This window comes from Nocardia sp. SSK8, from assembly GCF_037034205.1.
Taxonomy (GTDB): Bacteria; Actinomycetota; Actinomycetes; order Mycobacteriales; family Mycobacteriaceae; genus Nocardia.
In genome coordinates, this window is record NZ_JBAGKD010000014.1 from 95833 (window position 1) to 122652 (window position 26820).

General features: G+C 69.6%; 26 protein-coding genes. 14 read left to right on the forward strand and 12 right to left on the reverse strand.

Annotated features, from left to right (window positions below; genetic code table 11):
• Window positions 1-90: 90 nt before the first annotated feature.
• Entirely contained in the window at window positions 91-477 is a 387-nt protein-coding gene (locus WA675_RS23240) for an effector-associated constant component EACC1 (protein ID WP_336087059.1), read from the forward strand.
• Entirely contained in the window at window positions 458-5197 is a 4740-nt protein-coding gene (locus WA675_RS23245; RefSeq protein WP_336087061.1) for a caspase family protein, read from the forward strand. The genes WA675_RS23240 and WA675_RS23245 overlap by 20 nt, the downstream gene beginning before the upstream one ends.
• A gap of 55 nt (window positions 5198-5252) precedes the next feature.
• Here WA675_RS23245 and WA675_RS23250 read toward each other — a convergent pair whose 3' ends face one another.
• On the reverse strand, window positions 5253-5432 hold the full coding sequence (locus WA675_RS23250) for a hypothetical protein (protein WP_336087063.1): 180 nt from the start codon (window positions 5430-5432) through the stop codon (window positions 5253-5255).
• A gap of 148 nt (window positions 5433-5580) precedes the next feature.
• On the opposite strand from WA675_RS23250, the gene WA675_RS23255 reads away from it, so the two are divergent.
• From WA675_RS23255 to WA675_RS23265, 3 genes are read left to right on the forward strand one after another with little or no spacing between them, the layout of a single operon-like run.
• Window positions 5581-6852, forward strand: coding sequence for a hypothetical protein (locus tag WA675_RS23255; protein ID WP_336087066.1), 1272 nt, complete (start codon window positions 5581-5583; stop codon window positions 6850-6852).
• Window positions 6852-8171 (forward strand): lipase family protein, encoded by a 1320-nt coding sequence (locus tag WA675_RS23260; RefSeq protein ID WP_336087069.1) that lies wholly within the window; start codon window positions 6852-6854, stop codon window positions 8169-8171. The genes WA675_RS23255 and WA675_RS23260 overlap by 1 nt, the downstream gene beginning before the upstream one ends.
• 35 nt (window positions 8172-8206) lie before the next feature.
• Window positions 8207-8635, forward strand: a complete 429-nt coding sequence (locus tag WA675_RS23265) for a hypothetical protein (protein ID WP_336087071.1) — start codon at window positions 8207-8209, stop codon at window positions 8633-8635.
• A gap of 4 nt (window positions 8636-8639) precedes the next feature.
• On the opposite strand, the gene WA675_RS23270 is transcribed toward WA675_RS23265, so the two are convergent.
• The 3 genes from WA675_RS23270 to WA675_RS23280 form a co-directional block, all read right to left on the reverse strand.
• Window positions 8640-8936 (reverse strand): hypothetical protein, encoded by a 297-nt coding sequence (locus tag WA675_RS23270; RefSeq protein WP_336087073.1) that lies wholly within the window; start codon window positions 8934-8936, stop codon window positions 8640-8642.
• Between the two features lie 123 nt (window positions 8937-9059).
• The gene (locus WA675_RS23275; protein ID WP_336087075.1) at window positions 9060-10058 is read right to left on the reverse strand and encodes a helix-turn-helix transcriptional regulator; all 999 of its coding nucleotides are present in this window, start codon (window positions 10056-10058) and stop codon (window positions 9060-9062) included.
• A 116-nt stretch (window positions 10059-10174) separates the two neighbouring features.
• Window positions 10175-10615: a DUF6194 family protein gene (locus WA675_RS23280; RefSeq protein WP_336087077.1), complete on the reverse strand. Its 441-nt coding sequence runs from the start codon at window positions 10613-10615 to the stop codon at window positions 10175-10177.
• A gap of 61 nt (window positions 10616-10676) precedes the next feature.
• Here WA675_RS23280 and WA675_RS23285 point away from each other — a divergent pair, with 61 nt between their 5' ends.
• On the forward strand, window positions 10677-11438 hold the full coding sequence (locus WA675_RS23285; RefSeq protein WP_336087079.1) for a MerR family transcriptional regulator: 762 nt from the start codon (window positions 10677-10679) through the stop codon (window positions 11436-11438).
• Here the strand turns inward: WA675_RS23285 and WA675_RS23290 are convergent.
• From WA675_RS23290 to WA675_RS23300, 3 genes are all read right to left on the reverse strand, one after another.
• Entirely contained in the window at window positions 11372-11881 is a 510-nt protein-coding gene (locus WA675_RS23290) for a pyridoxamine 5'-phosphate oxidase family protein (protein WP_336087081.1), read from the reverse strand. The two genes, WA675_RS23285 and WA675_RS23290, sit on opposite strands and share 67 nt — an antisense overlap.
• A 106-nt stretch (window positions 11882-11987) precedes the next feature.
• Entirely contained in the window at window positions 11988-13688 is a 1701-nt protein-coding gene (locus tag WA675_RS23295) for a SulP family inorganic anion transporter (protein ID WP_336087082.1), read from the reverse strand.
• Between the two features lie 10 nt (window positions 13689-13698).
• Window positions 13699-14358 carry a GAP family protein gene (locus tag WA675_RS23300; RefSeq protein ID WP_336087084.1) on the reverse strand — a complete coding sequence of 220 codons (660 nt, stop codon included), beginning with the start codon at window positions 14356-14358 and terminating at the stop codon, window positions 13699-13701.
• Window positions 14359-14480: 122 nt separating this feature from the next.
• Between WA675_RS23300 and WA675_RS23305 the strand changes: the two genes are divergently transcribed.
• Window positions 14481-14939: a hypothetical protein gene (locus WA675_RS23305; protein WP_336087086.1), complete on the forward strand. Its 459-nt coding sequence runs from the start codon at window positions 14481-14483 to the stop codon at window positions 14937-14939.
• On the opposite strand, the gene WA675_RS23310 is transcribed toward WA675_RS23305, so the two are convergent.
• The gene (locus tag WA675_RS23310; protein ID WP_336087088.1) at window positions 14936-15793 is read right to left on the reverse strand and encodes an imine reductase family protein; all 858 of its coding nucleotides are present in this window, start codon (window positions 15791-15793) and stop codon (window positions 14936-14938) included. The two genes, WA675_RS23305 and WA675_RS23310, sit on opposite strands and share 4 nt — an antisense overlap.
• Before the next feature lie 198 nt (window positions 15794-15991).
• Between WA675_RS23310 and WA675_RS23315 the strand changes: the two genes are divergently transcribed.
• Window positions 15992-16984 carry an adenylate/guanylate cyclase domain-containing protein gene (locus tag WA675_RS23315; protein ID WP_442945703.1) on the forward strand — a complete coding sequence of 331 codons (993 nt, stop codon included), beginning with the start codon at window positions 15992-15994 and terminating at the stop codon, window positions 16982-16984.
• Window positions 16985-17034: 50 nt separating this feature from the next.
• Window positions 17035-17799 (forward strand): RluA family pseudouridine synthase, encoded by a 765-nt coding sequence (locus WA675_RS23320; protein ID WP_336087209.1) that lies wholly within the window; start codon window positions 17035-17037, stop codon window positions 17797-17799.
• Window positions 17800-17928: 129 nt separating this feature from the next.
• On the opposite strand, the gene WA675_RS23325 is transcribed toward WA675_RS23320, so the two are convergent.
• The gene (locus WA675_RS23325; RefSeq protein ID WP_336087092.1) at window positions 17929-18369 is read right to left on the reverse strand and encodes a type II toxin-antitoxin system VapC family toxin; all 441 of its coding nucleotides are present in this window, start codon (window positions 18367-18369) and stop codon (window positions 17929-17931) included.
• Entirely contained in the window at window positions 18366-18632 is a 267-nt protein-coding gene (locus WA675_RS23330; protein ID WP_336087094.1) for an antitoxin, read from the reverse strand. Before WA675_RS23330 ends, WA675_RS23325 begins: the two co-directional genes overlap by 4 nt.
• A gap of 258 nt (window positions 18633-18890) precedes the next feature.
• Between WA675_RS23330 and WA675_RS23335 the strand changes: the two genes are divergently transcribed.
• The 5 genes from WA675_RS23335 (at window position 18891) to WA675_RS23355 (ending at window position 24124) form a co-directional block, all read left to right on the forward strand.
• Complete coding sequence (locus WA675_RS23335) at window positions 18891-19670, forward strand: metallophosphoesterase (protein ID WP_336087096.1); 780 nt, start codon at window positions 18891-18893, stop codon at window positions 19668-19670.
• A 69-nt stretch (window positions 19671-19739) separates the two neighbouring features.
• Entirely contained in the window at window positions 19740-21824 is a 2085-nt protein-coding gene (locus WA675_RS23340) for an ABC transporter ATP-binding protein (RefSeq protein WP_336087098.1), read from the forward strand.
• The gene (locus WA675_RS23345; protein WP_336087100.1) at window positions 21821-22561 is read left to right on the forward strand and encodes a CbiQ family ECF transporter T component; all 741 of its coding nucleotides are present in this window, start codon (window positions 21821-21823) and stop codon (window positions 22559-22561) included. The genes WA675_RS23340 and WA675_RS23345 overlap by 4 nt, the downstream gene beginning before the upstream one ends.
• 48 nt (window positions 22562-22609) lie before the next feature.
• Window positions 22610-23287 (forward strand): DUF1345 domain-containing protein, encoded by a 678-nt coding sequence (locus tag WA675_RS23350; RefSeq protein WP_336087102.1) that lies wholly within the window; start codon window positions 22610-22612, stop codon window positions 23285-23287.
• A 195-nt stretch (window positions 23288-23482) separates the two neighbouring features.
• Window positions 23483-24124: an ammonium transporter gene (locus WA675_RS23355; protein ID WP_336087104.1), complete on the forward strand. Its 642-nt coding sequence runs from the start codon at window positions 23483-23485 to the stop codon at window positions 24122-24124.
• 150 nt (window positions 24125-24274) lie between these two features.
• Here the strand turns inward: WA675_RS23355 and WA675_RS23360 are convergent, their stop codons facing one another.
• A complete protein-coding gene (locus WA675_RS23360; protein ID WP_336087105.1) occupies window positions 24275-24454 on the reverse strand; it encodes an antitoxin in 180 nt (59 codons plus the stop codon).
• 72 nt (window positions 24455-24526) lie between these two features.
• Window positions 24527-26785, reverse strand: a complete 2259-nt coding sequence (locus tag WA675_RS23365) for an ATP-dependent DNA ligase (protein WP_336087107.1) — start codon at window positions 26783-26785, stop codon at window positions 24527-24529.
• Between the last annotated feature and the right edge of the window lie 35 nt (window positions 26786-26820).

The window sequence follows — 26820 nt, forward strand, 5'->3', positions numbered from 1 at the left end:
GGTTGCGAAGGCATCTGCGGTAACGCCGGGCGAACGGTAGCCGACAAGGTAGCGAAATCTCCGTCTGTCCCGTTCGAGAATGGACGTGCCATGCCTGATGCCGGTTTCCCTGTGTTGCTCATTCCCGCCGACGAGCGGTTCGACGAGGATGATCCGATGTTCCTGGACGAGGTCGGGTTGCTCCGCCGGGAGTTGCGGGCGGCCGAGGTGGAGGTGGTGGAGCAGCCGTCCTCGGGGGGTAAGGGTGCCGAGCTCGCGGTGCCGATCATTCAGGCGGTGGTAGCCGGGGGTGCCGGGATGGGCACGATCGGGTTCGTCATCCGGGAGTGGATCAAGCGGCGGGGGACGCGGTCGGTGCGGGTGGAGATCGAGGCCGGGGGGAAGAAGTCCACCTATGACGTGACGGCGAAGAACGTCACCGACGAGACCTTCATGGCCGGAATGCGGGAAATCCTCGATGCCGCAGAGGAATCGTAGCCGCCAGCGCCGCCCCCCTCGTGCGCTGCTCATCGGCGTCACCGACTACACCGAGGGCTTCGATCCGCTGGTCGGCCCGAAGAACGACGTCGCCGAGCTGGGCAAGCTGCTCGACTCGACGACGGGAGGGATCTATGAGGTCACGCCGGTCGACAATCCCACCTTCGAGATGGGCAACACGATCGGCGATTTCCTCAAGGCCGCGACATCGAAGAGCGACCTGCTCATCTATTTCAGCGGCCACGGAGCGGTGGATGATCGCGGCAGGCTTCACCTGACCCACGCGAAGAGCCAGCCTTCGCTCGGGGCATCCGCACTCAAGTACGACGACCTGAATGAATGGGTACTCGATTCACCGGCGCGCTCGGTGCTTGTGGTGCTCGATTGCTGCCGGGCAGGCAAGGCGGGGGCGAAGGGGTCCGACACCGCCGCCGCCGACGTGCGAGAGGCCCTGCGGAAAGCCCGCACCCAGACCGAAAAAGTACGGGTCGTGCTCGCCGCGGTGCCCGCGCATCTGCGGGCCGAGGACGCCGAACGCCCCGGCGACATGAGCCCGTTCACCGAGCGCTTCGTCGCGGCGATCAAGACGGCCTACCCGCACGACGACGGCATCGTCGACCTGACGCAGTGCCTGACCCGGCTCGGGGAGATCTACGACGAGGCCGATCTGGTCCGGCCCACGCCAGCGGGCTCGCATCGACTCGACGACATTCACCTGGCCCACCGGCCGGATTTCGTGGTCAAGCTGCTCGAACGCGAAGGGCTGACACCGAATCTGCCGCAGCGCAACGGCGGTGCGACGCATCGCGGTGTGGCGATCGTCGTGCCGACGGCGGCGGCGAATTCGGTGTTCAGCGGGCTGGAGAAGAATCATCCGGCGGCCGTGCTGGTGGGTGGCAAGGAAGGCACCGGTAAGACCTGGCTGCTGTGTGAGGTCGTCGAACGGATGCGGGCGGCGCAGTGGAACGTGCACGGGTTCCGGCCGAGTGGGAACGCGCCCGCGCAGCCGACGGCGCTGGTCGACGCGATCGGTACCTATCTCGAGGCCCATCGCTCCCCCGACAAGACGCTGGTGGTGGTCGACGGAATCGAGTGGAGCGAGCAGTGGCGGCGGGTCGTCGAGGAGATCAGCCGGATCGTCTACGAGCGGGATGTGAGCCTGCTCGTCGCGGTGGAAGGGCTGAGTACGACCGAGTGGAAGATGCCCGGCGCCACCACCGTCGCCGCCCCGGGGACCATGACGGCGATCAACGAGTTCCTCCGTGACCTGCTCGCTGGCGACTACTACCCCGAACTCGCCCAGCTCCCGATCGCCGATCGGCAGGGCTTGGCGGCGGAGTTGAAACGGCAGGCGACCACCGACCTGTGGGCGGCGGTGCATCTGGCGCCGCTGGTCACACAGCCCGACGGGCTCCGGATCGCCGGGGAGCGGCTGTGGCGTGATCGGGTCGGCAATATCGACGACCCCGACCTGTTGCTGGCCATGAAGGTGATCGCCGGGCTCTCCTCGTTCGGGATCTGGGCACCGATCGAGCCGTGGACCGAACCCGGCGTCGCGGCCGCGCAGCGTCTCGGGGCCGATATCAGCGCGGCCGGGATACGGATCAACAGCTTGTTCGTCAACCGCGCGCTGCTGGCCCGGATCGGCGGCGGCGGTCTCCATCTCGACTTCAACTGGCACTCCGCCACCAGGGAAGCCAGTGCCTTCATGCGTGAGTACATCACCACCAGCCTGAAGACACCCAGCAGACACAAGGACGCGACCGCCGCACTCGCGCGTCTCAAGCTGTACAACAAGGGTTTCGACGACTATGTGACCGACCTGGCGGAAGCCCCGTCGTTTTCGTGGCAGACGTGGGAGACGATCAGCGTCTCGGCGGCCTCGGTGGCCGCGACCTTGCTGGTGATCCGCTCCAGCCTGCCCCCCAAAACGGCTATCGCGCTGGGCAGACGGCTCGCCGGACGGGTCGAGGACGGCCAGCTCGACCATGCCACCTTGCCGGTGGTGCTGGACTGTCTCCAGGTGTTGCGCCTGACCCCGGGCATGCAGAACGACGCCGATATGAGCGCGGCGTGGCAGACGCTGCTCACCCTGGTCGAGCGGCAACTGACCGACCAGAGGTATGGCGCGGAGACCCGGATCCGCGCGCTGAAGGTGATCCACCGGTTCGGCAACGCCGATTCCATTGCCGCGCTGCGCAGAATCGGACCGCCGCTGATCGCGCGACACGGTGAAGTCGGGCAGGAGGACCTACGTGTACTGATCGAACTGAACCGGTTGCTCGAGCGATCCGGGACCGCGGATGGCCGGGGCCTGCGCGATCAGCTCGCCGCTTGGCCGGAGGCGGTGGACCTGGTGCAGGAAGGGACCAGGAGTACGGCCTCGCGGTCAGCGGGCTACCTCGCGAGATGGCTGGTCGCCGCCCGGATCATCGACCGCCTACCCGTCGACAGCCCCCAGCAACAGCGGCTCCTGCGCGTGCTGCGGTCGGCGGCGGTCAACGAGCTGCGCCCGATCGTCGACTTCTGCCACACCCACCATCCAGCCCTCGCCGCCAAGATCCTCGACACCCTGGAACAGGACCAGTGGCTGCGCAGGCGGCTGCTCGATACCTCGCCCACCGACCTCGCCGACTGGATACAGACCTTCGGGCGGCGCAGTCCGCGCAAGGCCGCGATGCAATTGCGCAGTGGCCCACGCACTCTCGATCACGCGCTGCTCAACGCGCAGGAGAAGGCGCTGCGGGTGTCCTCGGACCGGGTGGCGTGCAGCAAGCTGCTGACCGTCACCGCCCGCATCGAGGATCAGGCCGGGCTGCTCGAAACCGGGTTCGCCGCGGCGCTCGCCGCGCGGCTCGGCACGAAATTCCTGGCCGACCAACTCGTCGCCGAGCATCGGCCGTCGGTCATGGCGCATCTGGTCGCCGCCTTTCTGGGAGCGGGCACCGCGCTCGACGACGAGTTGGTCAAGGTGGCACTGGAGATCGTCAGCGAGGGTGTGCGTTCCGATCGGACCGGGCGAAGTCCCCGGCTGGCCCTGATCCTGGCCGCCGACAGCGCGGATGGACAGCAGTTCCTGGAGCAGCTGCGCGGCTTCGCGCCCCGCTCGCGCGACAAGCCGATGTCGCGCGACAAGATGCGCGTCTACATGCAGACGACGCGGGATCCCGGCGCGTTGGCGGCGTTCCATCGGCTCGGCGTGCTGCTCTATCCCGATCTCGCCGCCGACTACCTCGACTGGCTCGACGAGGGCGATCTCAAGAACCGGACCTTCCTGCGTGACGTCAAGGAAGGCATGGAGCCGCTTCCCGCGCTGACGGCGGCCGCGGCGATCGCGTCCACGTTGCGCAATGCCGGTGACGTCGAGGTCGGCAGGCACATCCTCGGAGTGCTCGAACAGCACTCGCCCCAAGCCAGTTGGGCGCGGGAGATCCTGCAGTCGGAGCTGGTGGATCTCCCACCGTCCCTGTCGCTGCTGTACAAGCTCTCGCCCGAGGACGCGCACGCGCTGGTCGCCGAGCCGACGAACGCGAAGATGTTGTTCCGGAAACTGTCGAGCTGCGCGGAGATTCCGTCGATCTTCTTTGCCATCCTGCACGTGGCCGCGCGTGCGAACGGCGCGGCCGTCGGCGAGTTGATCGACCTGCTGGACGCGCAGGGCACCTTCGTCCTCGCCGTCGAGCATCTCGGCACCGAGGCCGATCTGTTCACCCAGATCGAGATCCTGCGCCAGATCATCTACACCAGCGACCGGGCCGCCAAGCGGATGGTGCCGGACGTCCTGCTCGACGAGCTGTTCACGACCGCGCGGGAGAACCTGCCGGTGCTGACCAATCCCCGGGCGGTGGCGCGGCTGCTGGAATCGCTGGCCGCCTGGCGGCGCCCGGTGGCGGACCGGGCGGTGACGACCCTGAACACCACCGGGCTGCGGATGCGGTTCGGTCATCGCAAGCAGACCGAGAGCCAGGACACCGTGCATCTGGCCGATGTCGTCTTCGACCTCGACCCGGCGCGGGCCCGCGACCTGCTGGACGAGGAGACCTTCGCCTGGCTGCTCGCCAAGACCCCGGTCGAATACCTCGGCAATCTCGTGGAGATCGGGCTGCGGCAGTTCCCCGGGGTCGACACCGTGCGGATCGTGGGTGACCGCTTCGCCGATATCGGTGTCCGGCCGTTCACCCACGACATGTGGGAGGTGTGTACCGCGCTCGGCGATGTCGCCTGGGCGATCCAGCGCTTCGGTCTCGCGCCGCTGGAGATTCCGGAGCCCGCCGATATCGAGTTGATCACGCGGTTGCCCGCCGACACCGTGCTGCACGGCCTGGCCTGGCTCGCCCCGAGCGACTGGCGTGACCAGGCGCTGGCCGGACTGCCGACCAGCGCCGCCTCGACGCCGAACGACGCCGCCACCCGCTTGGCCGCCTACCTGCACCTCGGCCTGCGCGACCGGTGGGCGGCGGCGGACGCGGCGGAATCGGTGTGGCGACCCGCCCTCGCCGCCGCTGCCCCGCGCTTGCGGCCGCTGCTGGGCGCGCTGGCCGGGTTGCCACCGGCGGATCGAGAGGTCGTCCGCCGCCATCTCGACGACCTCGATGCGGTGCGCGCACGGCTGCGTTCCGGAGCCGCCGCCTGGCGACGCCACGCGACGGAGTCGATCGTCCTGCTGGACACCGTGCTCGACCCCACCTGGCTGGGGAGCCCGGGGCCGGTGACGAGCTGACGTGGCGGTCCCCGCCGACCAGGTATCGGGGGGCGGCGGGGATTCGCGGGCGGGGTCAGTGGGAGTAGTCGCGGAAGGTCATGACGCCGCCGACGAGGACGAGCATCACCGTGAGAATGTAGACGGTGACGCGGATCCAGGTGGGGCCGTAGAAGCTGACCGCCATCGACGCGCCGAGTGCCGCGAGAATCAGCACCACGCCGTAGAAGGGTGTGCGTTGCTCTCTGTCAACCATTCTTCCAGTGTCCGCCGTGCGGGGGCGGGCGGCAATGGTCGGGGGTGACGCGGCGGGTCACCTTGCTCTCGGGGGAGAACGTGTGTTTGCGTAGCCGGAGTGTGTCGTGCTCGGTCAGACGGTCGTCTTTCGGAAGGCTGGAACACTGATGCGGATCGGCAGATTTCTGCGGGTGGCCGCGCTTTCTCTCGCTACTGTCGCCGGGCTGGGGCTGGTGGCGGCGCCGGTGGGCGCCGAGGACGAATTGGCGCGTTATCTGGATTTGCCGCTGGTCAACCGGGACGCGGCGCAGGGACCGGGTGGGGTGAATCCGGAATTGCCCTATGACGGGGCGCGGTTGCGGGAGTTGCTGGACGCGGCCAGGGCGCGTGGGGTGGCGCCGCCGCGTTATGCGGCGTTGCTGTATCAGTACTGGCTGGTCGATGTCACCGGGAAAGCGGGGATCGACCTGCGAAGCTGGGATCCGCGGGCGGGGGTGCGGGCCAATCGGCAGAATCTGATCAATTCGTATCGGTATTACGAAGACCTGCAATTGGCACACCGCGAGTTGCAGTGGGCGGGAATGGGCGGGCAGGTCGGCGCCGATTTCGGAGGCGGGCTCGAGGATTTCGAGCTGATGACCGATATCTACAGCACGCCGGGCATCGCCGAGTCGGCGCGGGCGGTGATCGGGGCGGTGCGGCAGGTGGCGGGCCCCCAGGCACTGGCCCTGCTGCCGCGCGGGCTGTTCGCGCTGGCCGAGGCCGGATCGCAGATCACGCCCGCGGACCTGCGGTATCTGATCGGCGCGATCCTGGTGATGCAGAAGAACATCTTCTCGGATCTGATGCCCATGCACGACGCGTATGTCACCGAGGGGCTCGGCGCGCTCGCCGAATTCCAGGCGGCGGGGCTGTTCGGCGAGGACATCATGAACGCCTGGCGCGATATCGCCTCCGGTGACGACGACCGCGTCGCGCGCGGCAACGGCCTGCTGCTGCGGCGCGAGCAGGACTGGGTCATCGGCGAGCAGTGGAATCAGGCGCGGGCCTACAAGGGCGCGGTCGGCGAGGCGATCACCTATGCCAGCGGGGCGGCGGGCTCGCCGTCGGTGGCGGGCGTGCGGCCGCCGCGGGAATTCCGGCCGGTGCGGATTCCGTTCACCATGGCCGACGGGAAACCCGCGCTGCTGACCTTGCCCCTGCCCGACTGGAACTGGTCGGAACTGGATCCGCGCTGGGACTACATCACCACCGAACTGCTCCCCAAATACAAGGACCAGGTCGAGCACAACTGGCCCGCGCTGGAAGCGACCATGCGCACCCCCTACGAGGTCCAGATGGAATCGCACCGGCCGCTGCTGACCATTCCGCAATTGCTGGACTCGGCGATTCGCGGCTTGCGGATCACGCCGGTCGAGCGGGAAACGGCGGTGAATTGATGAAGTATTCGATCGCGGCATTGGCCGCCACGCTGGTGCTGGGTGGTGCGGGAATCGCGGCGGCGCAACCGGTGCCGCCGCGCACGCCGGGCCTGGGCGAGATCTTCAACGGGTATGTCGTCGGTTCCCTGCAGGGCGCCACGCCCGGTTCGCCGGAAGAGATCTTCCACGGTCTGCTCGCGAACGACCCGTTCTACGCCGAACCGCCGCTGACCGGCACCGAGCGGCCGGGCACGCTGCTGAAGTCGAAGAAGGTCGACGTGCTGTTCAGCGGCCTGAAACCGGCGAATCTGGACGCCTACAAGCTCATGTATGTCACCACCGGGCTGGACGGGGTGACCCCGGAGATCAGCACCGGGATCCTGATGATCCCGCGCGACGGGCAGCCGGTGGCGGACAAGAAGCTGATCTCGTATCAGGAGGCCAACGACAGCGTCGGCTGGTCGTGTCATCCGAGCACGCAGTGGACCGGCGGCGCCCCGTTCGACGGGTCGTCCTGGTCGGCGCTGGGTCCGCTGGCGCTGATGTTCGGCAAGGGCTACGCGGTGATGATCTCCGATGTCGGCAATGACGCCGACCGCGCGCCGCACGGGGTGTTCGCGGGCAAGTACGCCGCGCACACCCAGCTCGACGGGGCCCGCGCGGCACTGAACTTCGGCGAGGCCGGGCTGGATCCGGCGGCGCAGATGGCGCTGTTCGGGATCGCGGGCGGCGGGGTGGGGGCGGCGTTCTCGGCCGAATTGCAGCCCACCTACGCGCCGGAGCTGAATGTGAAGTCGACGGTGCTGGAGGGGATGGTCGTCGATCAGCGCAATTTCCTGCGGGTGGCCGACGGGTCGGTGGGCTCGGGGTTCGGGTTCGCGACGCTGCTCGGGCTCGAGCCGCGGTATCCGGAGATGCGGGTCGACGAGAAGCTGAATCCGATCGGGCGCGCGGTCGCCGATTTCTACCGCACGCGCTGCCAGGACGCCTATTTCACGATGCCGTTCGTCCCGCTGCACGCGCTGTTCGCGACCGGCCGCAGCCCCGCCGACGAGCCCGATTTCCAGCGCGCCTTCGACGACAATCTGCTCGGCCGCTCCGGCGCGCCCGGCACGAAGGTCCTCATCGCCTCGTGCGCGGCCGACGACTCGTTCATGTCGCTGGTGCCCGCCCAGGACGCGCGTAACCTGGCCGACGCCTACCGCGCGCAGGGCACCGACGTGACCTACCAGCCCACCGACTGCGGCATGCTCACCATGCTCACCGACCTCTACGGCTGGGGCACCGATCTGTTCGGCATGCAGACCATCGACTGGCTGGCCGCCCAGTTCGACTGACCCCACGCGGCGGCGTCGTCGGTCAGAATCGAGGCATGGGTACCGCATCGGCTGTCGCCGTCGCCGTCGTGTTCGTCTGGCTGGGCATGGTGCTGGCCATCTCGTTCCTCGAGGCTCCGCTGAAGTTCCGCGCGCCGGAGGTGACGCTGGCGATCGGGTTGGGGATCGGGCGGCTGGTGTTCCGCGCGCTCAACGGGTTCGAGATCCTGTGGGCCGCGGCGGTGCTCGTGACGCTGATGCTCGACCCGCCCGGCGCGACCGCGCTCGCCGCCCTGGTGACGGCGGTGCTCGCGCTGGCGGTGCAGCTGATCGCGGTGCGGCCCGGGCTGACCCGGCGCAGCGACGCCGTGCTGGCCGGGCTGGACGCGCCCCGCTCGGGCGGCCACTACGTCTACATCGGGCTGGAAGTGGTGAAGACGCTCGCCCTGCTCGTCGGCGGGATCGCGCTGCTGGCCGCGGCCTGAGCCGTCAGCGGGAGTGGGTGCGGCGGTAGGCGGCGACGAACATCGCCACGCCCACCGACAGGGCCGCGACGACGGCGATCGCCAGCAGGATCACCGGCGTGGTCGCGGCGGCGTCGGTGCGGCCCGCGCCGTTGTAGCGGATGAGGACGGCGGCGGCCAGCGGGCCGATCATCGCCAGCCCGACGGCGCTCAGCAGCATGCCGCCGGTGATCAGTTCGACCGGGCCGAGCGAGACGCCCGCCGAGCGGGCCCGTCGCACGGGTCTGACTCCGGCACCCAGCAAACGATGCTCGACGGACATGGCTACCCCTTTCGGTTACCACGCGGACACCCTGTTGAACTGGTAACTGAAAGGTACCCGTCGCTGGGCTGTCCCACGCCGCACCGTGATCCGACTGACGCCGGGACCGACAACAGCTACTTTCTAGCGACCGTCCGTGCCACTCCGGCCGATCGACAGCACGATCTCGCGGTACTCCGCGGGCGTCATTCCGGTCTCGCCGCGGAAGACCCGATAGAAATTGCGGTCACCGGTGAACCCGCAGGCGTGCGCGATGGAGGCCACCGTGCGGTCCGGCGCGGCGGCCAGCAACTGGCGCGCGCGATCGATGCGCAAGGTGCGCAGCAGGGCCATCGGCCCGCCGGATTCGTCGCCGAGCAGGCGGAACAGGGTGCGCCGGGACATGCCGCAGGCGTCGGCGATGCGGTCGACGGTCAGGCGGGGGTCGGCGAGGTTGTCGCGCAGGTAGCGCAGCAGATGCTCGCGTTCGAGGGTCTCGCTCGCCGGGCTCGCCGCGACGCCGCCACCCAGCGCCAGCGCCGCGCCGAGCAGTTCGATGCCCGCGTTGAGCACCGGGACGGCGCCGATCGTCTCCCCCGGCAGGGTGATCAGCCTGCGGAAGAAGTCGGTGACCAGCGCGCCGTGGGCGACCGGCTCGACCAGGGTGAAGGCCGGAAAACTGTCCTCACGCAGGCCCGATGCCCGCATGAGCGCGTCCTTGCGCACCCGGATCAGCAGCGCGGTGTAGGCCGAGGTCCTGGCCTCCTGCGGCCGCTCGCCGTCGATGAGGAACATCGACCCGATCGGCACGCGTTGCCGGTGCTCGCCGGTGGTCACCTCGGACACGCCCGCGAGGGTGAGCCCGGCGAGCACATACGGCGCGGGCACCCGGGCGATGTGGCGCGGGGTGCGCCGGGCCAGTTCGGCGGAGTTGGACGCGACGGCGATCGAGATGGCCTCCGCCATCACCTGCGGTGTCAGCGAGCCGTAGTGCGGCCCCTCGCCGAGCGGCTCCATCGAACACGGCAGGACCGATTCGCTCATGATCGAGGACCACATGTCGAAGGACTCGCGCGGCGTCACCGCCGCCGTCGAGATCACCGGGCCGCCGACCACGACCTCGCCGTCCACCATGTTCTCCATGCTGGCACCGATTCCTGTCCCCTGCCTGCATCAACACCCCGCCGAGCGGGTTGTCGAGCTTCGCAGATCGAGGCGCGGTTCGTCCGGGAAACGCCGGAATCGATAGCGGCGGGCGCTCACCCGGCGTGGCGTTCGACGCGTGCCCGCGCGCGTTCGTGGGCCGTGCGCAGGAGCGCGCGGACCGTGGCTTCGGTGCGCTCGGCCGGGTCGACCACGGCCAGCCAGGAGGCCGCGCCGTAGACCGGGTGGGCGTGGACGGTGTCGGGGACGCTCGGGTCGGTATCGGGCCGGGCGTGGTCGAGGAATGCCTGTTTGCCCGCGGCGATATTGACGCGGAAGGCGCCGGGACGGTCGAGGTGGGAGCGGTCGTCACCGGGGTAGTCCTTGGTGACGATGGTGGCGAAGGGCTGGGTGCGGGTGGGGACCTCGCCGTCGGGGGCGTAGTAGAAGAAGTGGTCGCCCAAGCTGAGTTCCGGGTGGCCGCTGCCCTCGGTGGGGCTGAGGACGAGCACGCCGCCTAGGCCGCGGATGTAGTCGATGATGTCGGTTATCGTCATGGTTCGAGCGTCTCATTCATGTGCTTGTGTGGACTTTTCCGACGATGTCCTGGGGGTTTCGGTGGATAACCTCAACTCGGTGGTCGGGCGCACCGCCGATGTCGCGCGGGGCGCGGGGTACTCGGTGCAGCAGGTGCGGAATCTGGAGCGGGCGGGGGTGCTGCCGCCCGCCGAGCGGACGGCCGGGGGGCATCGGGTGTATCGGCGGGTCCATCTGAGTTCGGCGCTGGCCTATCGGGCGCTGGCGGCGGGGGCGGGGCCGGTCGAGGCCAGGGCGATCCTGCGCGCGGTGCAGGCGGGGCGCACCAGAGAAGCCCTGGCGGCGCTCGACGAGGTACACGCGCGGCTGCACACCGAGCGGGTCGATCTCGGGCTCGCGGTGCGGGCCGCGGCGGCGATGTCGGGCGAGCCGATCGCCGAGGTGCGGGGTTCGGACGCGCTGACCATCGCCGAACTCGCCGGTGCGCTCGGCATCCGGGCGTCGGCGTTACGGCATTGGGAGGTGAGCGGTCTGGTGGTGCCGGATCGGGCCGGTACCGCCCGGCGCTACTCCCCCACGCAGGTGCGGGACGCGCGGATCGTGCATCAGTTGCGGCAGGCCGGGTATCGCATTCCGCAGCTGCGCGCGGTGCTGCCGGAGCTGGTGCGGGCTGGGGGATCCGGGGATCTGCGGGCCGCGCTGGCGGCCAGGGAAGACGCGCTGACCGCGCGCTCGCTGGCCCTGGTCGACGGTGCCGCGGCGCTGGCCGCGGTGCTTCAGTCCGCGGCGGGCTCGGCCGTGCTGCCCGACAGCGGCATGGCGGGCAGGCCGAGCTTGCGGTGATCCCAGGAGCGGACCCGGGCGGGCTCGACGCGCACCACGATGCGCTTGTTCATCATGGCCTCGACGAGCGGGTGCGCCTCGGGGCTGTACGGGCCGACATAGCGCTCGTAGATGTCGACGGCCGCCTTCCAGTACTCCGGGTCGGCGGTGTCCTCGAGCAGGCGCGCGGTGCCCTCGATCGCGACACCACGCAGCTGGTCGTAGGTGTCGCCCGCCTCGGCCATACAGGTGATGGTGGGGTCGCGGCGCAGGTTCACCGCCTTCTGCGACTTGGCCTTGGTCTCGAAGTAGATCACCCCGTCGATGTGCCCGAACCACATCGCCGTCAAGTGCGGTTTACCCGCCCGGTCGAGCGTGGCCAGCGTGAGCACCCGGCTCCGGTCCAGAAACCGCGCGATCTCGTCGGCGCTCATCTGCACCGCCGCCCGCTGATTGACTCCCACCACGCCCACCTTCCACTCCGAACCCCCGACCCTACCCACCCCGACCTCCCCCCGAACCGAAACGAACGAACCCCACCGACGACCGAGCCCCTGAGACGGATGACGCTCACTTCTGGCGGGGGGTCGGCGGGTGTTCGGGGAGGTCGGTGGCGGCCGCGGCGACGGTGGGGTAAATGCCGATGGGGGTGTCGCCCGCTTCGGCGGAGCCGAGGGTGTCGCCGAACTGGGCGACCGAGCGGGCGATGCGGAAGTCGATGCGGCGGTGGGCCAGGGTGTTGCGCAGGTCGAGCAGCATTTCCGCGGCGCTCACGTCGAGGCCAGGGGAGGTTTCGGCGTCGAGGACAACCAGGCGGGTGCAGTCGGTGCACAGGTGCTGGATGCGCTCCTTGACGTAGTCGGCGTTGGCGAAGAACAGGCCCGATTCCACCCGGACGACGAGCAGGTCGGGGCGGGGGGTGAGGTCGGGGTGGCGGGCCGTATCGACCCACAGCCCACCCGATTTCGCCAGTGCCGCGATGTGCGGCTGGGAGGCCCGATAGACCAGCAGCAGCACCGAGACGCCGACGCCGATCAGCAGGCCGGGCAGGGTGTCGAACAGCAGCACGCCGAGCATGGCGGCGAGGGCGGCCAGGAAGTCGGCGCGGGCGGCGTGGCCGTAGATGCTGCCGAGCAGGTGGGTCCAGACCCGGTAGAGGCGGCGCAGGGCGGCGATATCGACGAGTTCGATCACCGCGGCGATCACCACCGCCGCCAGCGTGGCCTCGGGTAGCTTCTCGAACAGGCCGGTCAGGAACAGCAACGTCAGCACCGTGAGCGCGGCGACGACGAGCCCGCTGACCTGCGTCTTCGCCCCGGCACCACCATTGACCGCGGTCTTGGACAGGCTGCCGTTCACCACCATGCCCGACCCGAGCCCGGACCCCAGGTTCGCCGCACCCAGCCCGAGCAGCTCGCGGTTGGCGTCGATGGAGTATCCCGCCTTGGCCGCATAGGTTTTCGCCGCGCCGAGCCCCTCGGCGAACCCGATCAGCAGCACGCCGACGGCCGGTCCGAGCAGGTCGATGTAGTCGTCGAAGCCGACACCGCCGGGCAGGCCGACCGTGGGCAGGCCCGCGTCGATGTGGCCGACGATGTCGACGCCCTTGTCGTCGAGCCCGAACAGCCGCACCGCGACGATGCCGAACACCACGGCCAGCAGCGAACCGGGCACCAGCGGCAGCCAGCGCTTCACGCCGAGCACGATCGCCAGGCTGAGCAGGCCAATCAGCAGTGTGCGCCACTGGGTGTCACCGAGATTCCCCAGCAGTCCCCAGGTCTGTTCGAAGAAGTTTCCCTCGTGCTTGGGCACGCCGAACAGCTTGGGGACCTGGCCGATGATGATCGTCAGCGCCAGGCCGACGATGAAACCCTTGAGCACCGGTTCGGAGATGAACGCGGCGATGAAACCGAGCCGGATCAGCCCGGCCAGCAGGCCCGCGATGCCGGTGGCCACGGCCAGTGCCGTGGACAGCGCGAGGTAGCGTCCACCGTCGGCACCGGCCAGCGGGGTGATGATCGCGGCCGAGAGCGCCGCCGTCGCCGACATCGGCCCCACCACCAGGTGCCGTGAACTGCCCGCCACGGCGTAAAGGACCAGCGCGGGCACCGCCGCGTAGAGACCGACGACCGGCGGCACCCCGGCGATGGAGGCGTAGGCCAGCGCCTCGGGCACCAGCACCGCCCAGACCGTGAGCCCGGCGATCACATCGGGTCTGATCCAGCCGCGCTGATACCCGCGCAGCGACTCGAACACCGGCCACGACTTCACCCCAACCCCCTCAGAGCCCGCCGATGCCCTTGCCGACCACCACCGCGCCCATCACCAGCAGCACGATCGCCATCACCGCGTGGTTGTTGGCCTGCAACCACTGCCGGGCGCGGTCGAGGGTGGGGCCGAGCTTGTCGGCGGCGAGCGCGTAACCGATCACCACGGCGAGCACGCTGGACGAGGCCAGCAGGGTGAACACCACGATCGCGATGAGGTCGCCGCCCGCGCTCAGCCCGCCCGCGCCGATGGCCACACCCGCCGACACGCACAGCAGCAGGTTCTTCGGGTTCACCGCCGAGAGCACCGCGCCCAGGCCCGCGGCCTTGACCACGGTGAAGGTGTCGATCGCCTGCATCCAGCCGGGGACCGCGATGTCGGCGCGGGCGGCCCACTGTTTGGCGGCCAGCGCGAGCAGCAGCACGCCCAGCACGATCTTGATCCAGGCGGCCGCGGCGGAGGGTTCCTTGGCGCTGGAATCGCCCAGCACGCCCGCGAGCAGCGTCACCACCACGGTGACGGCCAGGATCCCGCCGACCCACCCGGCCGCGAATCCCTTCGCCGCACCGCCCGCGTTCTTGGACAGGATCATGAGAATGGCAGCGACGATCGGGATCGGCGAGATCGCCACACCCACCGCCAGCGGAAGCAGATCACCGATGACAGAGCCCATGCGGCTCACGCTAGGAGCGGGGAACCCCTGGCGCGTCACACGTTGCGGGTGATATCCAGGCAGGCGTTAACAGAGTTCGTGAGCAAGGCGAAATATCAGAAACACGAGAGGGAGGACGTCGTATGTCGTATCGATCCATGCTCGCCGCACTGTCCGGGCTCGCGTTGGCGCTGATCGCCGCCGGTCCCGCCACCGCCCAATCGGAACTCGACGACTACACCCCGCTGGACCCCGTCGACTTCCAGGTGCCCGGCCCCGAACACGCTGGCTCGGTCTTCTTCACCACCCCCGACGGCCGCCACTGCGCCATCTACTGGAACAACGGCCCCGCGGGTTGCGACGCGGTGCCGATCGACGCGCCGGAGGGCAGCAATCAGCTGCGTGTGGGGATCGTCGAGCCCGCGCACTTCGTCACCGCGGAAGAACCCGGCTTCACCCACCCGGACGCGCGAGTGCTGCCGGAGGGCCATCGGATCACGCTCGAGAACACCACCTGCGGTGTCGGGTATCAGGGCACGGTCAGCTGCGAGGTGGGTGAGCACGGCTTCGTGCTGGCGGCCACCTACAGCGTGCTGCGTTAGGCCCGGATCAGCTCGAACAGCGCGGTGACGCTTTGATCGCCACGGCCTGCCGCGACCGCGCGTCGCAGCAGGTCGTGCATCGGGGCGTGCCAGGACAGGTCGACCCCGGTTTCGGCGGCGAGCTGGGCGTCGTCGTCGAGCGCGGTGTGGAACAGCGCGATCGACGAGCCGAGCCGGGTGTAGTCGGCGCTGTCGATCTCCTCGGCCAGCACCGGCAGGATCGACTCGATCATCCGCAGCCACTTCACCGAGTGCCCGACCATGGTGTGCGCGGGCAGCCCCCGCGCGGCCAGCATCGCCGCGCCTTCGAGGAAGCCGAACAGGGCCGGGAGCAGGGTGGCGCCGACGGCCGACTCGTAGAGGGCGGCCAGATCCGGTGCGGGGCCGAGGAATTCGAGGTCGCCGCCGAGGACGCGCAGGGTGTCGGCGTGGTCGTCGAAGACCTGCCGGTCACCGCCGAAATACAGCAGCGTGTCCGGATCGCCCACCGCCGCCGGGACATTCTTGATCGCGCCACCGAGATAACGGGCGCCGCCGCAGTGCGCCCAACGGGCGAATTCCCGTGCCTGGGCCGGTGTTCCGCTGTTCAGGGTGACGAGGTCACGACCGGCGAGCGCATCGGCGGGCAGGCTCTCGCGGATCGCGTCGAAACCGACCGGAACCGCGATGGTCAGCGCGCTCGCGGCGACGGCCTCGGCGCTCGCGGTGTGCGCGATCGCGCCCGCGGCCACCAGGGGCGCGGTGCGCGACGCGGTCCGGTTCCAGACGTGGGTGCGGTACCCGGCCGCGAGCAGGGCGGTGGCCAAGGCACTGCCCATCGACCCGGTTCCGAGCACGGTCACCGACTTGTTCATCCCGACTCCGATCGTCCGGGAGATCCGGCGATCTCCGCTGCTGACGAGTCTCGGCGCGACCCGCGCGGCCCCACAAGTACGCACTTTGCCCGGTAGTTGCGCACTTTCGGGTAAGGAACCAGCTCCGGTGGCTGTGAAGTGTCCAGGGTCGGTGCGCGGAATCGCCGGGGTGTCGGGCGGGCGTCGTAGAGTTTGCGTATGTCGGACGGCGAAATGACCGAATTGGTGCAGCGCGAGGTGGACGAGGCGCTGCTCGGTGGGCCCCGGGTCTACACGCGCACCCAGGTGGGCGAGCAGTCCGGGGTGCCGGAGGCCGAATCGCGGCGGCTGTGGACCGCGCTGGGGTTCCCCGCCACCGATGACGACCAGGTCGACTACACCCAGCTCGACATCACCGCCGTCACCAATTTCCGCAGCATGAAGGTGGTGGCAGCCTCCGGCCTGCGGCAGCAGGCCGCCGCCGCCCGCACCATCGGACAGGGCATGGCGCGGCTGGCCGAATGGCAGGCCGACCTGGTGGTCGCCGAGATCAAGGCGCGCGTCGCCGACGCCGATCCGGCGCTGCCGCTCGACGAACGGGTCAGGGCAGCCACCGAATCGACCATGGCGAGCATCGAGCAGCTCCAGTCGTATGTGTGGCGCAGGCATCTGGCCGCCGCGGCCGCGCGGGTCATGGACGACACCACCGGCGCCGAGGGCTCGCTGCGCACCCTGGCCGTCGGCTTCGCCGATATGGTCGGCTTCACCCGCCTGACCAGGCACCTGCACCCGGACGAATTGTCCACGCTGCTGGAGGCTTTCGAGTCCACCACCACCTCGGCCATCACCGACAACGGCGGCTGGGTGATCAAGAACGTGGGCGACGAGGTGATGTTCGCCGCCGAGACCGCCGAGGACGCGGCCCGCATCGCGCTGTCCATCCAGGAGTCCACCATGCTGGTCGGCGGCACCCCCGAGCTGCGGGTGGCCCTGGCCTACGGCGAGGTCCTCCAGCGCTTCGGCGACCTCTACGGCTCGGTCGTCAATATCGCCGCCCGCCTCACCGGCGTGGCCCGCCCCGGCAATATCCTCATCGACGACGCCGCCGCCGCGGCCCTCGACGGCAACCCCGAATTCGCCATCCGCCACCTGCGCAGCGTCCGCGTCCGCGGCTTCAACCGCCTGCGCCCGCACCGCCTGCGCCCGGCCTGAGCACCGACGTGCGGCGAGACGACACCGTTGCCTAGGGTATGCGGGTGGAGATGGACTGGGAGGGCGTGCGGGACCGGTACACGGTGTTCGCCGACGACGCGGTGCTCGCGCTGAACAAACCGGCCGGGATCTCGGTGACCGGGGAGCGGCACGACACCGATCTGGTCGAGTTGGCCCAGGCCGCCGGGACGCGGCTGTATCCGGTGCACCGGATCGACAAGGTGACCTCCGGGCTGGTGCTGCTGGCCACCGACCTGGCCGCGCACGGGCAGCTGACCAAGCAGTTCAACAAGCAGACGGCGCGCAAGCGGTATCTGGCGATCGTGTCGGGGGCGGAGCTGCCCGAGCGCGGTGAGATCGATCTGCCGTTGAGCGTGGGGCGCAAGAACCGGGTGCGGATCGCGGCGCAGCGCGAGGCCATCCAGCGCGCGGGTGATCGCTGGTTCGTCGACGAGGCCGACCTGCTGCCCGCCAAGAACTACCCCTCACGGACCCGTTTCGTCACCGTCGCCCGGCACGGCGACCACGCGCTGCTCGCCGTCGAACCGATCACCGGCCGCCGCCACCAGATCCGCGTCCAGCTGGCCTGGATCGGCCACCCCATCCTCGGCGACCCCCTCTTCGACCGCACCGCCACCCACCCCCGCACCCACCTGCACTCCTGGCGCCTGACCCTCGACGCCGACTGGCTGACACCCCCGATCCTCGCCCTCGAGGCCACCCCCGGCCCCGACTTCTGGACGCCCTTCGGCGCCGGAGCCGGGACCGAACTCCTCCACACCGCCGCCCAGGCGGTCGACGGTTCACGCGGCTAGCTCGCCGTTGGTATCAGGCGGATTCGGCCGTCAGCCGGGTTTCCACGTCGGAGTACATGGTCGGCACCATCAGGCTGACCAGCAGCAGCAACAGCACCGGCCACAACTTCTTCGGCCGTGCGGGGCCCCTCACCGACCGGTCGGCTGGAGCGGGTTTCGCCAGCGGAGTTGTCCGAACCTGGCGAAGTCGGAATCGTTGGAGACCATCTCCGCGTCGTATTCGATCGCGAGAGCAGCGAGTTGGGCGTCTGTTGTCAGGTTGGCGCCCGTCCCTTCTTTACGCAGCAGCTCGAAGGCGATTTCCAGATGGCGCGGCCCGGGAACCACATGGCTGACGTTGGGCTGACGCAACCAGTCGGAGACGAAGTCCAGCGCGGTATCGATGGACATCGGTGGCGACATCACCCGTGGATTCGTCGCGATCCGGATGAACCCGAAGACGGCCGGTGCGGCGAGCCCGATCTCCTCGCCGGAGTTGATCGCGTCCTCCCACCACGACTTGGCTGCCTCATGCTGTGGATACACCGAGATCGTGGCGTAGAGCAGGAGGTTGACGTCGGGAACGATCACGACGCGCCACGCTCGCGCATCGAATCGACAATGGCCTGGTCCTCGAGCTCGTCGGCCAGCCGGTTGAATCCGGCCAAGTCCAGCCCGGGCGCGAGGGTGGCCACATGCACCTGCTGCTGAAACGCCTCGCCCTGCGCGCGTGGCTGACTCAGCGCTCGACGTAGCGCATCGTTGATGACCTGCTTCATCGATGACCGGGCACGATGCACCGCGTCCTCGACCAGCCGTGCGACATCCGCATCCAGAGTCAATGTGGTTCGCATGATGACATCATAGTGCCGTCAAGTTCAGGCATCAAGATGCCTTACCTGCTCCGCACAGCCCGCAGACGACTCAGGGACGAAGGCGCGCACAGATTTCCGGACAGTGAGGGCCGACACAGACCGGGGGTCGGGTTTCGGGTGGTGGTGCGGCTCATGGAGACGGATAAGCGCAGGTCATCTAGCCTGGATGGGTGCCGATGAGTCATACCGGCGCACTCTGACGCAACGGAGCGATCCCAGAGAAGAAAGCGACTGCCGATGATCCTGGCGGCTCAGCTCAGCGACACCCACTTCGACCTCAGCGCACGCAATACCGAACGGGTAGCGGCGGTGATGGGCTACCTGGCGGAGCTGCCGCGCAGGCCCGACGTCATTCTCGTGACCGGCGACCTCACCGATTCCGGCAAGCCCGAGCAGTACGCCGAGGCCCGCCTCGCCCTGCGCTCCGACATCCCCGTACACGTGCTGCCCGGCAACCACGACGACCGCGCCACCCTGCGCACCGAATTCCTCGGTGAACCCGCCACCACCACCCCCGTGAACAGCGCGCACCGCGTCGGCCCGCTCACCGTACTCATGCTCGACTCCAGCATTCCCGGCGAACCCAGCGGCCGCCTCGACGAGGACACCTACGACTGGCTGCGCGCCGCCCTCGCCGACGCACCCGCCGACGGCCCCATCCTGCTGGCCCTGCACCACCCCCCGAAACCCCTGTTCAGCCCCATCGTCGACGTGATCGCCCTGGCCGACCCCGGCCGCCTGGCCGCCGTCGTCGCCGGTGACACCCGCATCGTCGGCACCCTCACCGGCCACGCTCACTCCCCCATCGCCACCACCTTCGCGGGCAAACCCATGATCACCTGCCCCAGCACCGCCTCTGTCCTCGGCGGCACCTGGGAGGTCACCCCACCCCACCGCGTCATGGACTACGCCCCCGACCCCGCCATCGCCCTCCACGTCATCGACGAATCCTTCGGCCTGACAACCCACTTCCGCACCGTCGCGATGGGCGGCTGGCTTTCCGAACCCCCGGCCTGACGACTTCGGGGCCGGAAACCCCCCACCAGCTCTCACAGTTCGCACAGCCGCTCCTGGCAGACTGGACGCGTGACAGACACGCCCGCGGCGCAGCTCCGCGGACCCCTACGCCCGATCGAACTGGCCACCGCCGCGGTGATGGCCGGTCTCACCGTCGGCCTGATCACCGTCGGTTCGCTGGTCCCGATGGCCGCCGCGCTCCAGCTGGTCGCGGCCGTCCCGCTGGGCTTGCTGGCGCACCGCTACCGCCTGCGCGCCCTGGTCACCGCGACCATCGCCGCCACCCTGGTCACCTTTGTGGCCGCGGGGATCATGCCCGCGTTGGGGGTGCTCGGCGCGGCCACCCTGGCGGGCATCATCGGCACCGTGAAGCGCCGCGGTGGCGGATTGCCCACCGTGCTGGCGTGGTCGGTGGTGGCGGGGATCAGCTGGTCGCTGTTCACCGTGGGCACCCTGCTGCTGTTCAGCCGGACCAGGCAGCTGTTCTTCGACGCCATCCGCAATACCGCCGAGGGCATCGAGAAGCTGGCCGCGCGCCAGCCCCAGCTCGAGCCGCTGGGCCGGATGACCGCCGAGGCCACCGACGCGGTGCTGCGCTGGTGGTGGCTCTATATCGGCGGTTCGGTGGCGCTCGGCGTGATCACCAGCGCGGTGATCTCGTGGTTCGTGCTCGGTTCGGTGCTGGACCGGCTGGCCTGGCTGCCTGGCAGCGACCGCCTCGACGCCCCCGCCGACGACCGGCCGATCGCCCCGCTGCCGGTCAGCCTGCACGAGGTCGGCTACCGGTACGACGGGGCGAGCACCGAGGCGCTGTCAGGGATCGAGCTCACCATCCGGCCCGCCGAGTTCGTGGCCGTGGTCGGCCACAACGGGTCCGGCAAGTCCACGCTGACCCGCGTGCTGGCGGGCAGGCCGCCGACGACCGGCACCGTGGTGCGTCCCGGCTCGGCCGGGCTGGGCGAGCTCGGTGGTACCGCGCTGGTGCTGCAACGCCCGGAGAGCCAGACGCTGGGCGTCTCGGTCGCCGACGACGTGGTGTGGGGCCTGTCGGCCGAGCTGGCCGCCGAGGTCGACGTGGACGGCCTGCTGGCCGAGGTCGGCCTGGCCGGGATGGGCGCGCGCGAGACCGCGGCCCTGTCCGGTGGCCAGCAGCAGCGCCTCGCGGTGGCCGCGGCCCTGGCCCGCAGGCCCGCCCTGCTCATCGCCGACGAGGCGACCTCGATGATCGACCCCGATGGCCGCCGCGACCTGGTCGCCCTGCTGGCCGAACTCCCCCGCCGCCACGGCACCGCGGTGGTCCTGGTGACCCATCACGAAGCCGATGCCGCCGCCGCCGACCGGGTGATCCACCTGGCGAACGGCCGGATGGTCGAGCACCTGGCCAGCTGGCCGCAACCGGCCCGCGACCAGCGCCGCCGCCCGATGGGCGCGCCGATCCTGGAACTGTCCGGCGTGCGCCACACCTACCACCGCGGCACGCCGTGGGAGGCGCCCGCGCTGCACGGCGTCGACCTGTCGGTGCGCCAGGGCGAAGCGCTGCTGATCGTCGGCGGCAACGGCTCGGGCAAGTCGACACTGGCCTGGATCATGGCCGGGCTGGTCGACCCGAGCGAGGGCCGCGCCACCCTGCGCGGCGCCCCGGTCGCCAGGAAGATCGGCGATATCGCGCTGGCCTTCCAGCACTCCCGCCTGCAATTGCAGAAGCAGACCGTCGGTGCCGAGATCGCCGACTGGGGCGGCCGGGCCACCGGGTCCGGCGCGGTCGGGCAGGCGCTGGACGCGGTCGGCCTCGACCGCACGCTGGCGGCCCGCTCGATCGAGGAACTCAGCGGCGGCCAGGCCAAACGCGTGGTGCTGGCCGCGATGGTGGCCAGCCGCCCGCAGGTGGTGGTGCTGGACGAACCGCTCGCGGGCCTGGACCCGCAGGGCCGCGCCGAGATCGTGGAACTGCTTGCCCGGCTGCGGGATTCGGGGCTGACGCTGATCGTCATCTCGCACGACGTGGCCGATATGGCCGCGGTGTGCGACCGCACGGTGCACCTGGACACGGGCGTGATCGTGGAGACCGCCCGCCAGCCGGTCGCCACCGCGGCCGGGCGCGGACCGATCTGGCGCCTGGACAATCCACCACACAAGGAACCGGGGATCCGATGAGCACCGTTCTGCTACGCGAGGTTCCGGTCGACAGTGTGGTGCACCGGCTCTGGGCCGGTACCAAGATGATCGCCGCGTTCGGCATCAGTCTGCTGCTGATGTTCCTGCCGATGTGGCCGGTGCTCGGCCTGGTGATCGCCTTCCTGGTGGTGATCTGGCTCGCGGCCCGGCTGCCGATCCGCACGGTGCCGCGGCTGCCGTGGTGGTTCTGGGGGCTGGTCGCGGTGGGCGCGCTGATCAACGCGCCGATCGGCACCAAGGCGCTGCTCGGCTACGCCCAGGTGTTCGTGTTCGGCATGGTGCTGGTGGCCGCGTCGTTCCTGATCGCGTACACCACGCCGATGGGTGAGGTGGCGCCCGCGCTGGCGAAACTCGGTGCGCCCCTGCGCAAACTGGGCCTGCCCGTGGACGAGTGGGCCGTGGTCGTCGCGCTCACCCTGCGCGGCCTGCCGCTGCTGCTCGACGAGATCCGGGTGCTGCGCGCGGCCCGCAAGCTGCGCCCCAAGGACAACCTCCTGCACCGCGCCGCCGACCAGAACCCGCTCATCGACATCCTCACCGCCTGCATGGCGGTGGCCTCGCGCCGGGCGGGCGAACTCGGCGAGGCCATCACCGCGCGCGGCGGCACCGGCATGCTCACCGCGCACCCGAGCAAGCCCGGCCGCGACGACGCCGTCGCGCTGCTGATCGTCGGCGTGGTGTGCGCGGGCGGCGTGGTGCTCGGCACCGCGCTCTGAGGCCCGGCCTCCCCGCCACCGCGCCCACCACGGGCGATACTGACTCGCGTGACCGACAGCGAGCGCGCGGTACCCACCTGGCAGCTGCCCAGCGAGGGCGAGTCCCGGCTCGCCGCCACCGCCGCGGTCCTGGGCATCGTGGTGGTACAGGTGTTGCTGCCCAACGAGTTCCTGCCCTCGCCCGCCTGGGTGCTGCCCGCGCTGGAACTGGGCGTGCTGGCGATCCTGGTGATCGTCAACCCGAGCCGGATGGACCGGGAGGAGCGCTGGATTCGCGGCCTGAGCCTCGTGCTGACCGGGCTGATCAGCATCACCACCGCGCTCTCGGCGATGCGCCTGGTGCGCGATATCGTCGCGAGCCAGGTCGACCAGGAGCCGACCGAACTGCTGGGCAGCGGCGCGCTGATCTGGGCGACCAACGTGATCGCCTTCTCGCTCTGGTACTGGGAGTTCGACCGGGGTGGCCCCGCGGCGCGGGCCAACGGCCGGGAACCGGTGCCGGACTTCCTGTTTCCGCAGATGCAGGACCCCACGACCGCCGACAAGGACTGGCGCCCGGAGTACCTGGACTACCTGTACCTCTCGTTCACCAACGCCGCCTCCTTCGCGCCCGCCGACGTGCTGCCGCTCTCGCGCTGGTGCAAGGCGGTGATGCTCGCGCAGTCGGCGATCTCGCTGGTCATCGCCACGCTGGTGATCGCGCGGGCGATCAGCATCCTGCACTGATCTCATAGCAAATATCTATGAGAAAACTCAGGTTTAAAATCGGAATTCCCTCGTCGGCAACCCGATAGCGGGCTATGGTTCAACGACAATTCGAGCTGGACCGCTTTACGCGCCGTCACTCGGTTCTCGGGGGAGCCACGACCGCGGCGCTGTCGTTTGGGTACGTCACCTGATGAACCAGATGGGAATGGTTACATGATCATCCGTAAGATCGCCGCGGTCGCTATCCCTGCGCTCGCGGCAGCACTGGTCGGCACGGGAATCTCGCACGCCGACCCGGTCACCCCCAATGTCGACTACCGCACCGAGCTGGTCGGCAACAAGGTGGTTACCACGCTGACCCACGGCACCTTCGAAGTCACCGGCAGCGGGGTCGAGATCCGCGACGAGGCCGGTGGGACGCTGGTCGCGCTGCCGCTGTCCGTGCGCGACGGGAGCTTCGAATACCCGCTGCCGCACTCCGTCAGCCAGGATCGGACAGTCCTCGAGATCACCCCGGTCAAGGATGTCGCGGCGGCCAAGCCGAACCTGACGCCGGTCGCCTCGCCCGCGGAAAACTATGCCGCACAGGCGAACTTCGCCTCCACCTTCGGTCTGGCGACAGCTATCGGCAGTTTCGTCGGTATGGGCCTGGGCGCGGTCATCGGCCTCATCGTCGGCGGCGTGGTCATCCCCGGCATCGGCGCCGTTCCCGGCTTCATCACCGGAGCCAGCGTCGGTGGCATCATCGGCAGCCTGATCGTCGGTGGTCCCACCCTGATCGTGGCGGGCATGGACCTGATCAACACCCTCGCCGCTCCGCCCGGCACCACCCAGTGGGCTCAGCAGACCAACTAGCCCGCACCACAGCCACTCTCGCGCCGAAGCCACGACCGGCCCGGCGCGAGAGTGCCAGCGGAACAATCGTGCCGAGCCCGGCGAACAATCTCCGGGCAAACTCTCGGCACGCTGATCCTGCGGGCCCGTGGCGGCGGGCCCGCAGGATTATCAGCGCTGTTCGCGCAGCGCCTTCTTGGCGGCTTCCTGGGCCGAATCGACCTGACCCGCGAACTTCCCGCCGGTCTTGGCGTCGACCACATCACCGGCCTTGTCGATGACGCCGTCGACCTTGTCGGCGTTCTTGACCGCCAGATCCATCGCCTTGCCCGCCAGGTTCTTGAAATCCACCGTGCACTCCTCGTGTGTCCAACCGGTCCAACGCGATCACCCTAGCAACACCACAGCTTTCGTGGACAGGGCTCAGTGCCGGGAACCGGTCAGACCGTCCCACACCGGGTGCCACAGCCTGCCGGTGTCGGTCCAGGCCTGGAAGCGGACGGTGCCGGTGAGTTCGGGTTCGACCCACTGCGCGTCGCGGCGTTCGTCGGCGGTCATCTCATTGGCGAACGGCGAGGTATCGCGACGCAGGCGCTGTAGTTCCGCGGCGATCCGGCCCGCCTGTTCGTCACCGAAGCCGGTGCCGACCCGGCCGATGTAGATCAGCCCGGTCTCGTGCGGAATCCCCAGCAGCAGCGACTTGAACTGCCGCTTCTCGCTGCGCCGCCAGCCGCCGACGACCACCTCCCTGGACCGCCAGTTGCGTTCCTTGAGCCAGGTCTGGGCCCGTTTGCCCGGCTGATACACCGAGTCCCGGCGCTTGGCGACCACGCCCTCCTGCCCCTGATCACGACTGTCGGCCATGGCCTCGGCACCCGAACCATCCAGCAGCTCCGACACATTCAGCGACGGCGCCAGCCTGCCCAGCGCCTCGAGCACGGCCCGCCGGTCGGTGTATTTCTTGCGCAGCAGCGAGGTGCCGTCCAGGTGCAGCACGTCGAAGGCGACGAAGATCGCCCGTGCCGAATCCGCTTGCAGCGCGGAGATATCCGAGAGTCCGGCGGCATCGAGGACCACCGCTTCCCCATCCAGGACCACCCGGTGATTCGCCAGTTCCTGACCGAGCGCGGCGAACCGGGGGTACCGGGCGGTCACGGTATTGCCCGCCCGGCTGCGCACGGTGACGGTGCCGTCGTCGACCTCGACGATCACCCGGAACCCGTCCCATTTGGTCTCGAACGCCCACTCGCGGGCCGACAGCGCAGTCACCTCACCGGCAGTGGCCAGCATGGGCGACAGGCCGCGCGGGAGTGCACCGGACCCGTTGTCCGGCACCGCTTCCCGTCGGCTCTGATCACGCATGTAGTGCATGAGCCACTGGTCGCCCTTGGTCTGGATGAAGGCGTAGCGACCCTGGAGACGCTCACCGTCGAGTTCGACGATCACCTCGTCCTCGCGCCACTTCTCGGTGAGAAAGGTCCCCGAGTCCCAGATGGTCATCTCCCCCGCGCCGTATTCGCCTTTGGGGATGGTGCCGTGGAAGTCCAGGTACTCCATCGGGTGGTCCTCGGTGCGCACGGCGAGGCGATTGTGCTTCGGCTCGGTGGGCGGGCCCTTGGGGACGGCCCAGGAGGCGAGCACGCCGTCGTGTTCGAGGCGCACGTCCCAGTGCAGGCGGCGCGCGTGATGTTCCTGGACGACATAGCGATTGCCGGGGCCGGGCGCGGGCGCGGCGGCGGGCACCGGTTCCGGGGTCCGCTCCGGATCGCGCATGCTGCGGTACTTGCTGAGCGCGTCGGGCAGTGCCGGGTCGAGCTCCGCGAGCAGGTCGCCATCGGCGTGCCACCGGGCCAGTACCTCGTCGAAACGCAACTGGCGCAAGGTATCCGAGTCCTCGAGCTCGGCCCAGGTGCGCGGGGCGGCGACATGCGGTTGAGCGCGACCGCGCAGGGAGTACGGGGCGATGGTGGTCTTGGCGGCATTGTTCTGGCTCCAGTCCAGGAACACCTTGCCGGTGCGCGCGGATTTCGCCATGGTCGCCGTCACCAGATCCGGGTGCAGCTGTTCGAGATTGGTGGCCACCTGCTTGGCCACGGTCGAGGCACCGCGCGAACTCAGCGGCGGGTCCAGTGGCACGTAGAGGTGAATTCCCTTGCTACCACTGGTGACCGGGAAGGCACGCATGCCGATCCCGGCGACCATCTCGCGCACGGCCAGCGCCACCCGCGCGCACTCGGCCAGCCCGGCCTCGGGCCCGGGGTCGAGATCGAGCACGATACGGGTGGCGGGCCCGCGCTGGTCACCGTCGAAACGCCATTGCGGCACATGGATTTCCAGCGCGGCCTGCTGACCCAGCCAGGCCATGCCCGCCTCGGAGTCGATCAGCGGATACACCACCCGACGGCTGGAATGCTCCATGGCGACCCGCGTGATCCAGGCGGGCGCGTGCTCGGGCAGGTTCTTCTCGAAGAAGTCGGCGTGATCCACGCCGTTGGGCCACCGCTTACGAGTGACCGGCCGCCCCACGACGTGGGGCAGCAGGGCGGGGGCGATCGCCGAATAGTAGGCGATCACCTCGCCTTTGGTCGTTCCGGTCGCCGGGTACAGCACCTTGTCGAGGTTGCTGAGCTCAACCTCGATGCCCGGTTCACCCGGCGCGCCCCGGAACTCCCGGCGGACCATCGACGCGGTCCGGCGGCGGGGACCGATGCCCGGCC

Coding starts and splice junctions, on each gene's coding strand:
- WA675_RS23250 (WP_336087063.1), bottom strand. CDS start 5,432: ATGGTTGACAGAGAGCAACGCACACCCTTCTACGGCGTGGTGCTGATT.
- WA675_RS23365 (WP_336087107.1), bottom strand. CDS start 26,785: ATGGTCCGCCGGGAGTTCCGGGGCGCGCCGGGTGAACCGGGCATCGAG.
- WA675_RS23335 (WP_336087096.1), top strand. CDS start 18,891: ATGATCCTGGCGGCTCAGCTCAGCGACACCCACTTCGACCTCAGCGCA.
- WA675_RS23240 (WP_336087059.1), top strand. CDS start 91: ATGCCTGATGCCGGTTTCCCTGTGTTGCTCATTCCCGCCGACGAGCGG.
- WA675_RS23260 (WP_336087069.1), top strand. CDS start 6,852: ATGAAGTATTCGATCGCGGCATTGGCCGCCACGCTGGTGCTGGGTGGT.
- WA675_RS23255 (WP_336087066.1), top strand. CDS start 5,581: ATGCGGATCGGCAGATTTCTGCGGGTGGCCGCGCTTTCTCTCGCTACT.
- WA675_RS23280 (WP_336087077.1), bottom strand. CDS start 10,615: ATGACGATAACCGACATCATCGACTACATCCGCGGCCTAGGCGGCGTG.
- WA675_RS23275 (WP_336087075.1), bottom strand. CDS start 10,058: ATGGAGAACATGGTGGACGGCGAGGTCGTGGTCGGCGGCCCGGTGATC.
- WA675_RS23305 (WP_336087086.1), top strand. CDS start 14,481: ATGTCGTATCGATCCATGCTCGCCGCACTGTCCGGGCTCGCGTTGGCG.
- WA675_RS23245 (WP_336087061.1), top strand. CDS start 458: ATGCCGCAGAGGAATCGTAGCCGCCAGCGCCGCCCCCCTCGTGCGCTG.
- WA675_RS23310 (WP_336087088.1), bottom strand. CDS start 15,793: ATGAACAAGTCGGTGACCGTGCTCGGAACCGGGTCGATGGGCAGTGCC.
- WA675_RS23330 (WP_336087094.1), bottom strand. CDS start 18,632: ATGCGAACCACATTGACTCTGGATGCGGATGTCGCACGGCTGGTCGAG.
- WA675_RS23270 (WP_336087073.1), bottom strand. CDS start 8,936: ATGTCCGTCGAGCATCGTTTGCTGGGTGCCGGAGTCAGACCCGTGCGA.
- WA675_RS23320 (WP_336087209.1), top strand. CDS start 17,035: ATGGACTGGGAGGGCGTGCGGGACCGGTACACGGTGTTCGCCGACGAC.
- WA675_RS23355 (WP_336087104.1), top strand. CDS start 23,483: ATGATCATCCGTAAGATCGCCGCGGTCGCTATCCCTGCGCTCGCGGCA.
- WA675_RS23345 (WP_336087100.1), top strand. CDS start 21,821: ATGAGCACCGTTCTGCTACGCGAGGTTCCGGTCGACAGTGTGGTGCAC.
- WA675_RS23265 (WP_336087071.1), top strand. CDS start 8,207: ATGGGTACCGCATCGGCTGTCGCCGTCGCCGTCGTGTTCGTCTGGCTG.
- WA675_RS23315 (WP_442945703.1), top strand. CDS start 15,992: ATGTCGGACGGCGAAATGACCGAATTGGTGCAGCGCGAGGTGGACGAG.
- WA675_RS23300 (WP_336087084.1), bottom strand. CDS start 14,358: ATGGGCTCTGTCATCGGTGATCTGCTTCCGCTGGCGGTGGGTGTGGCG.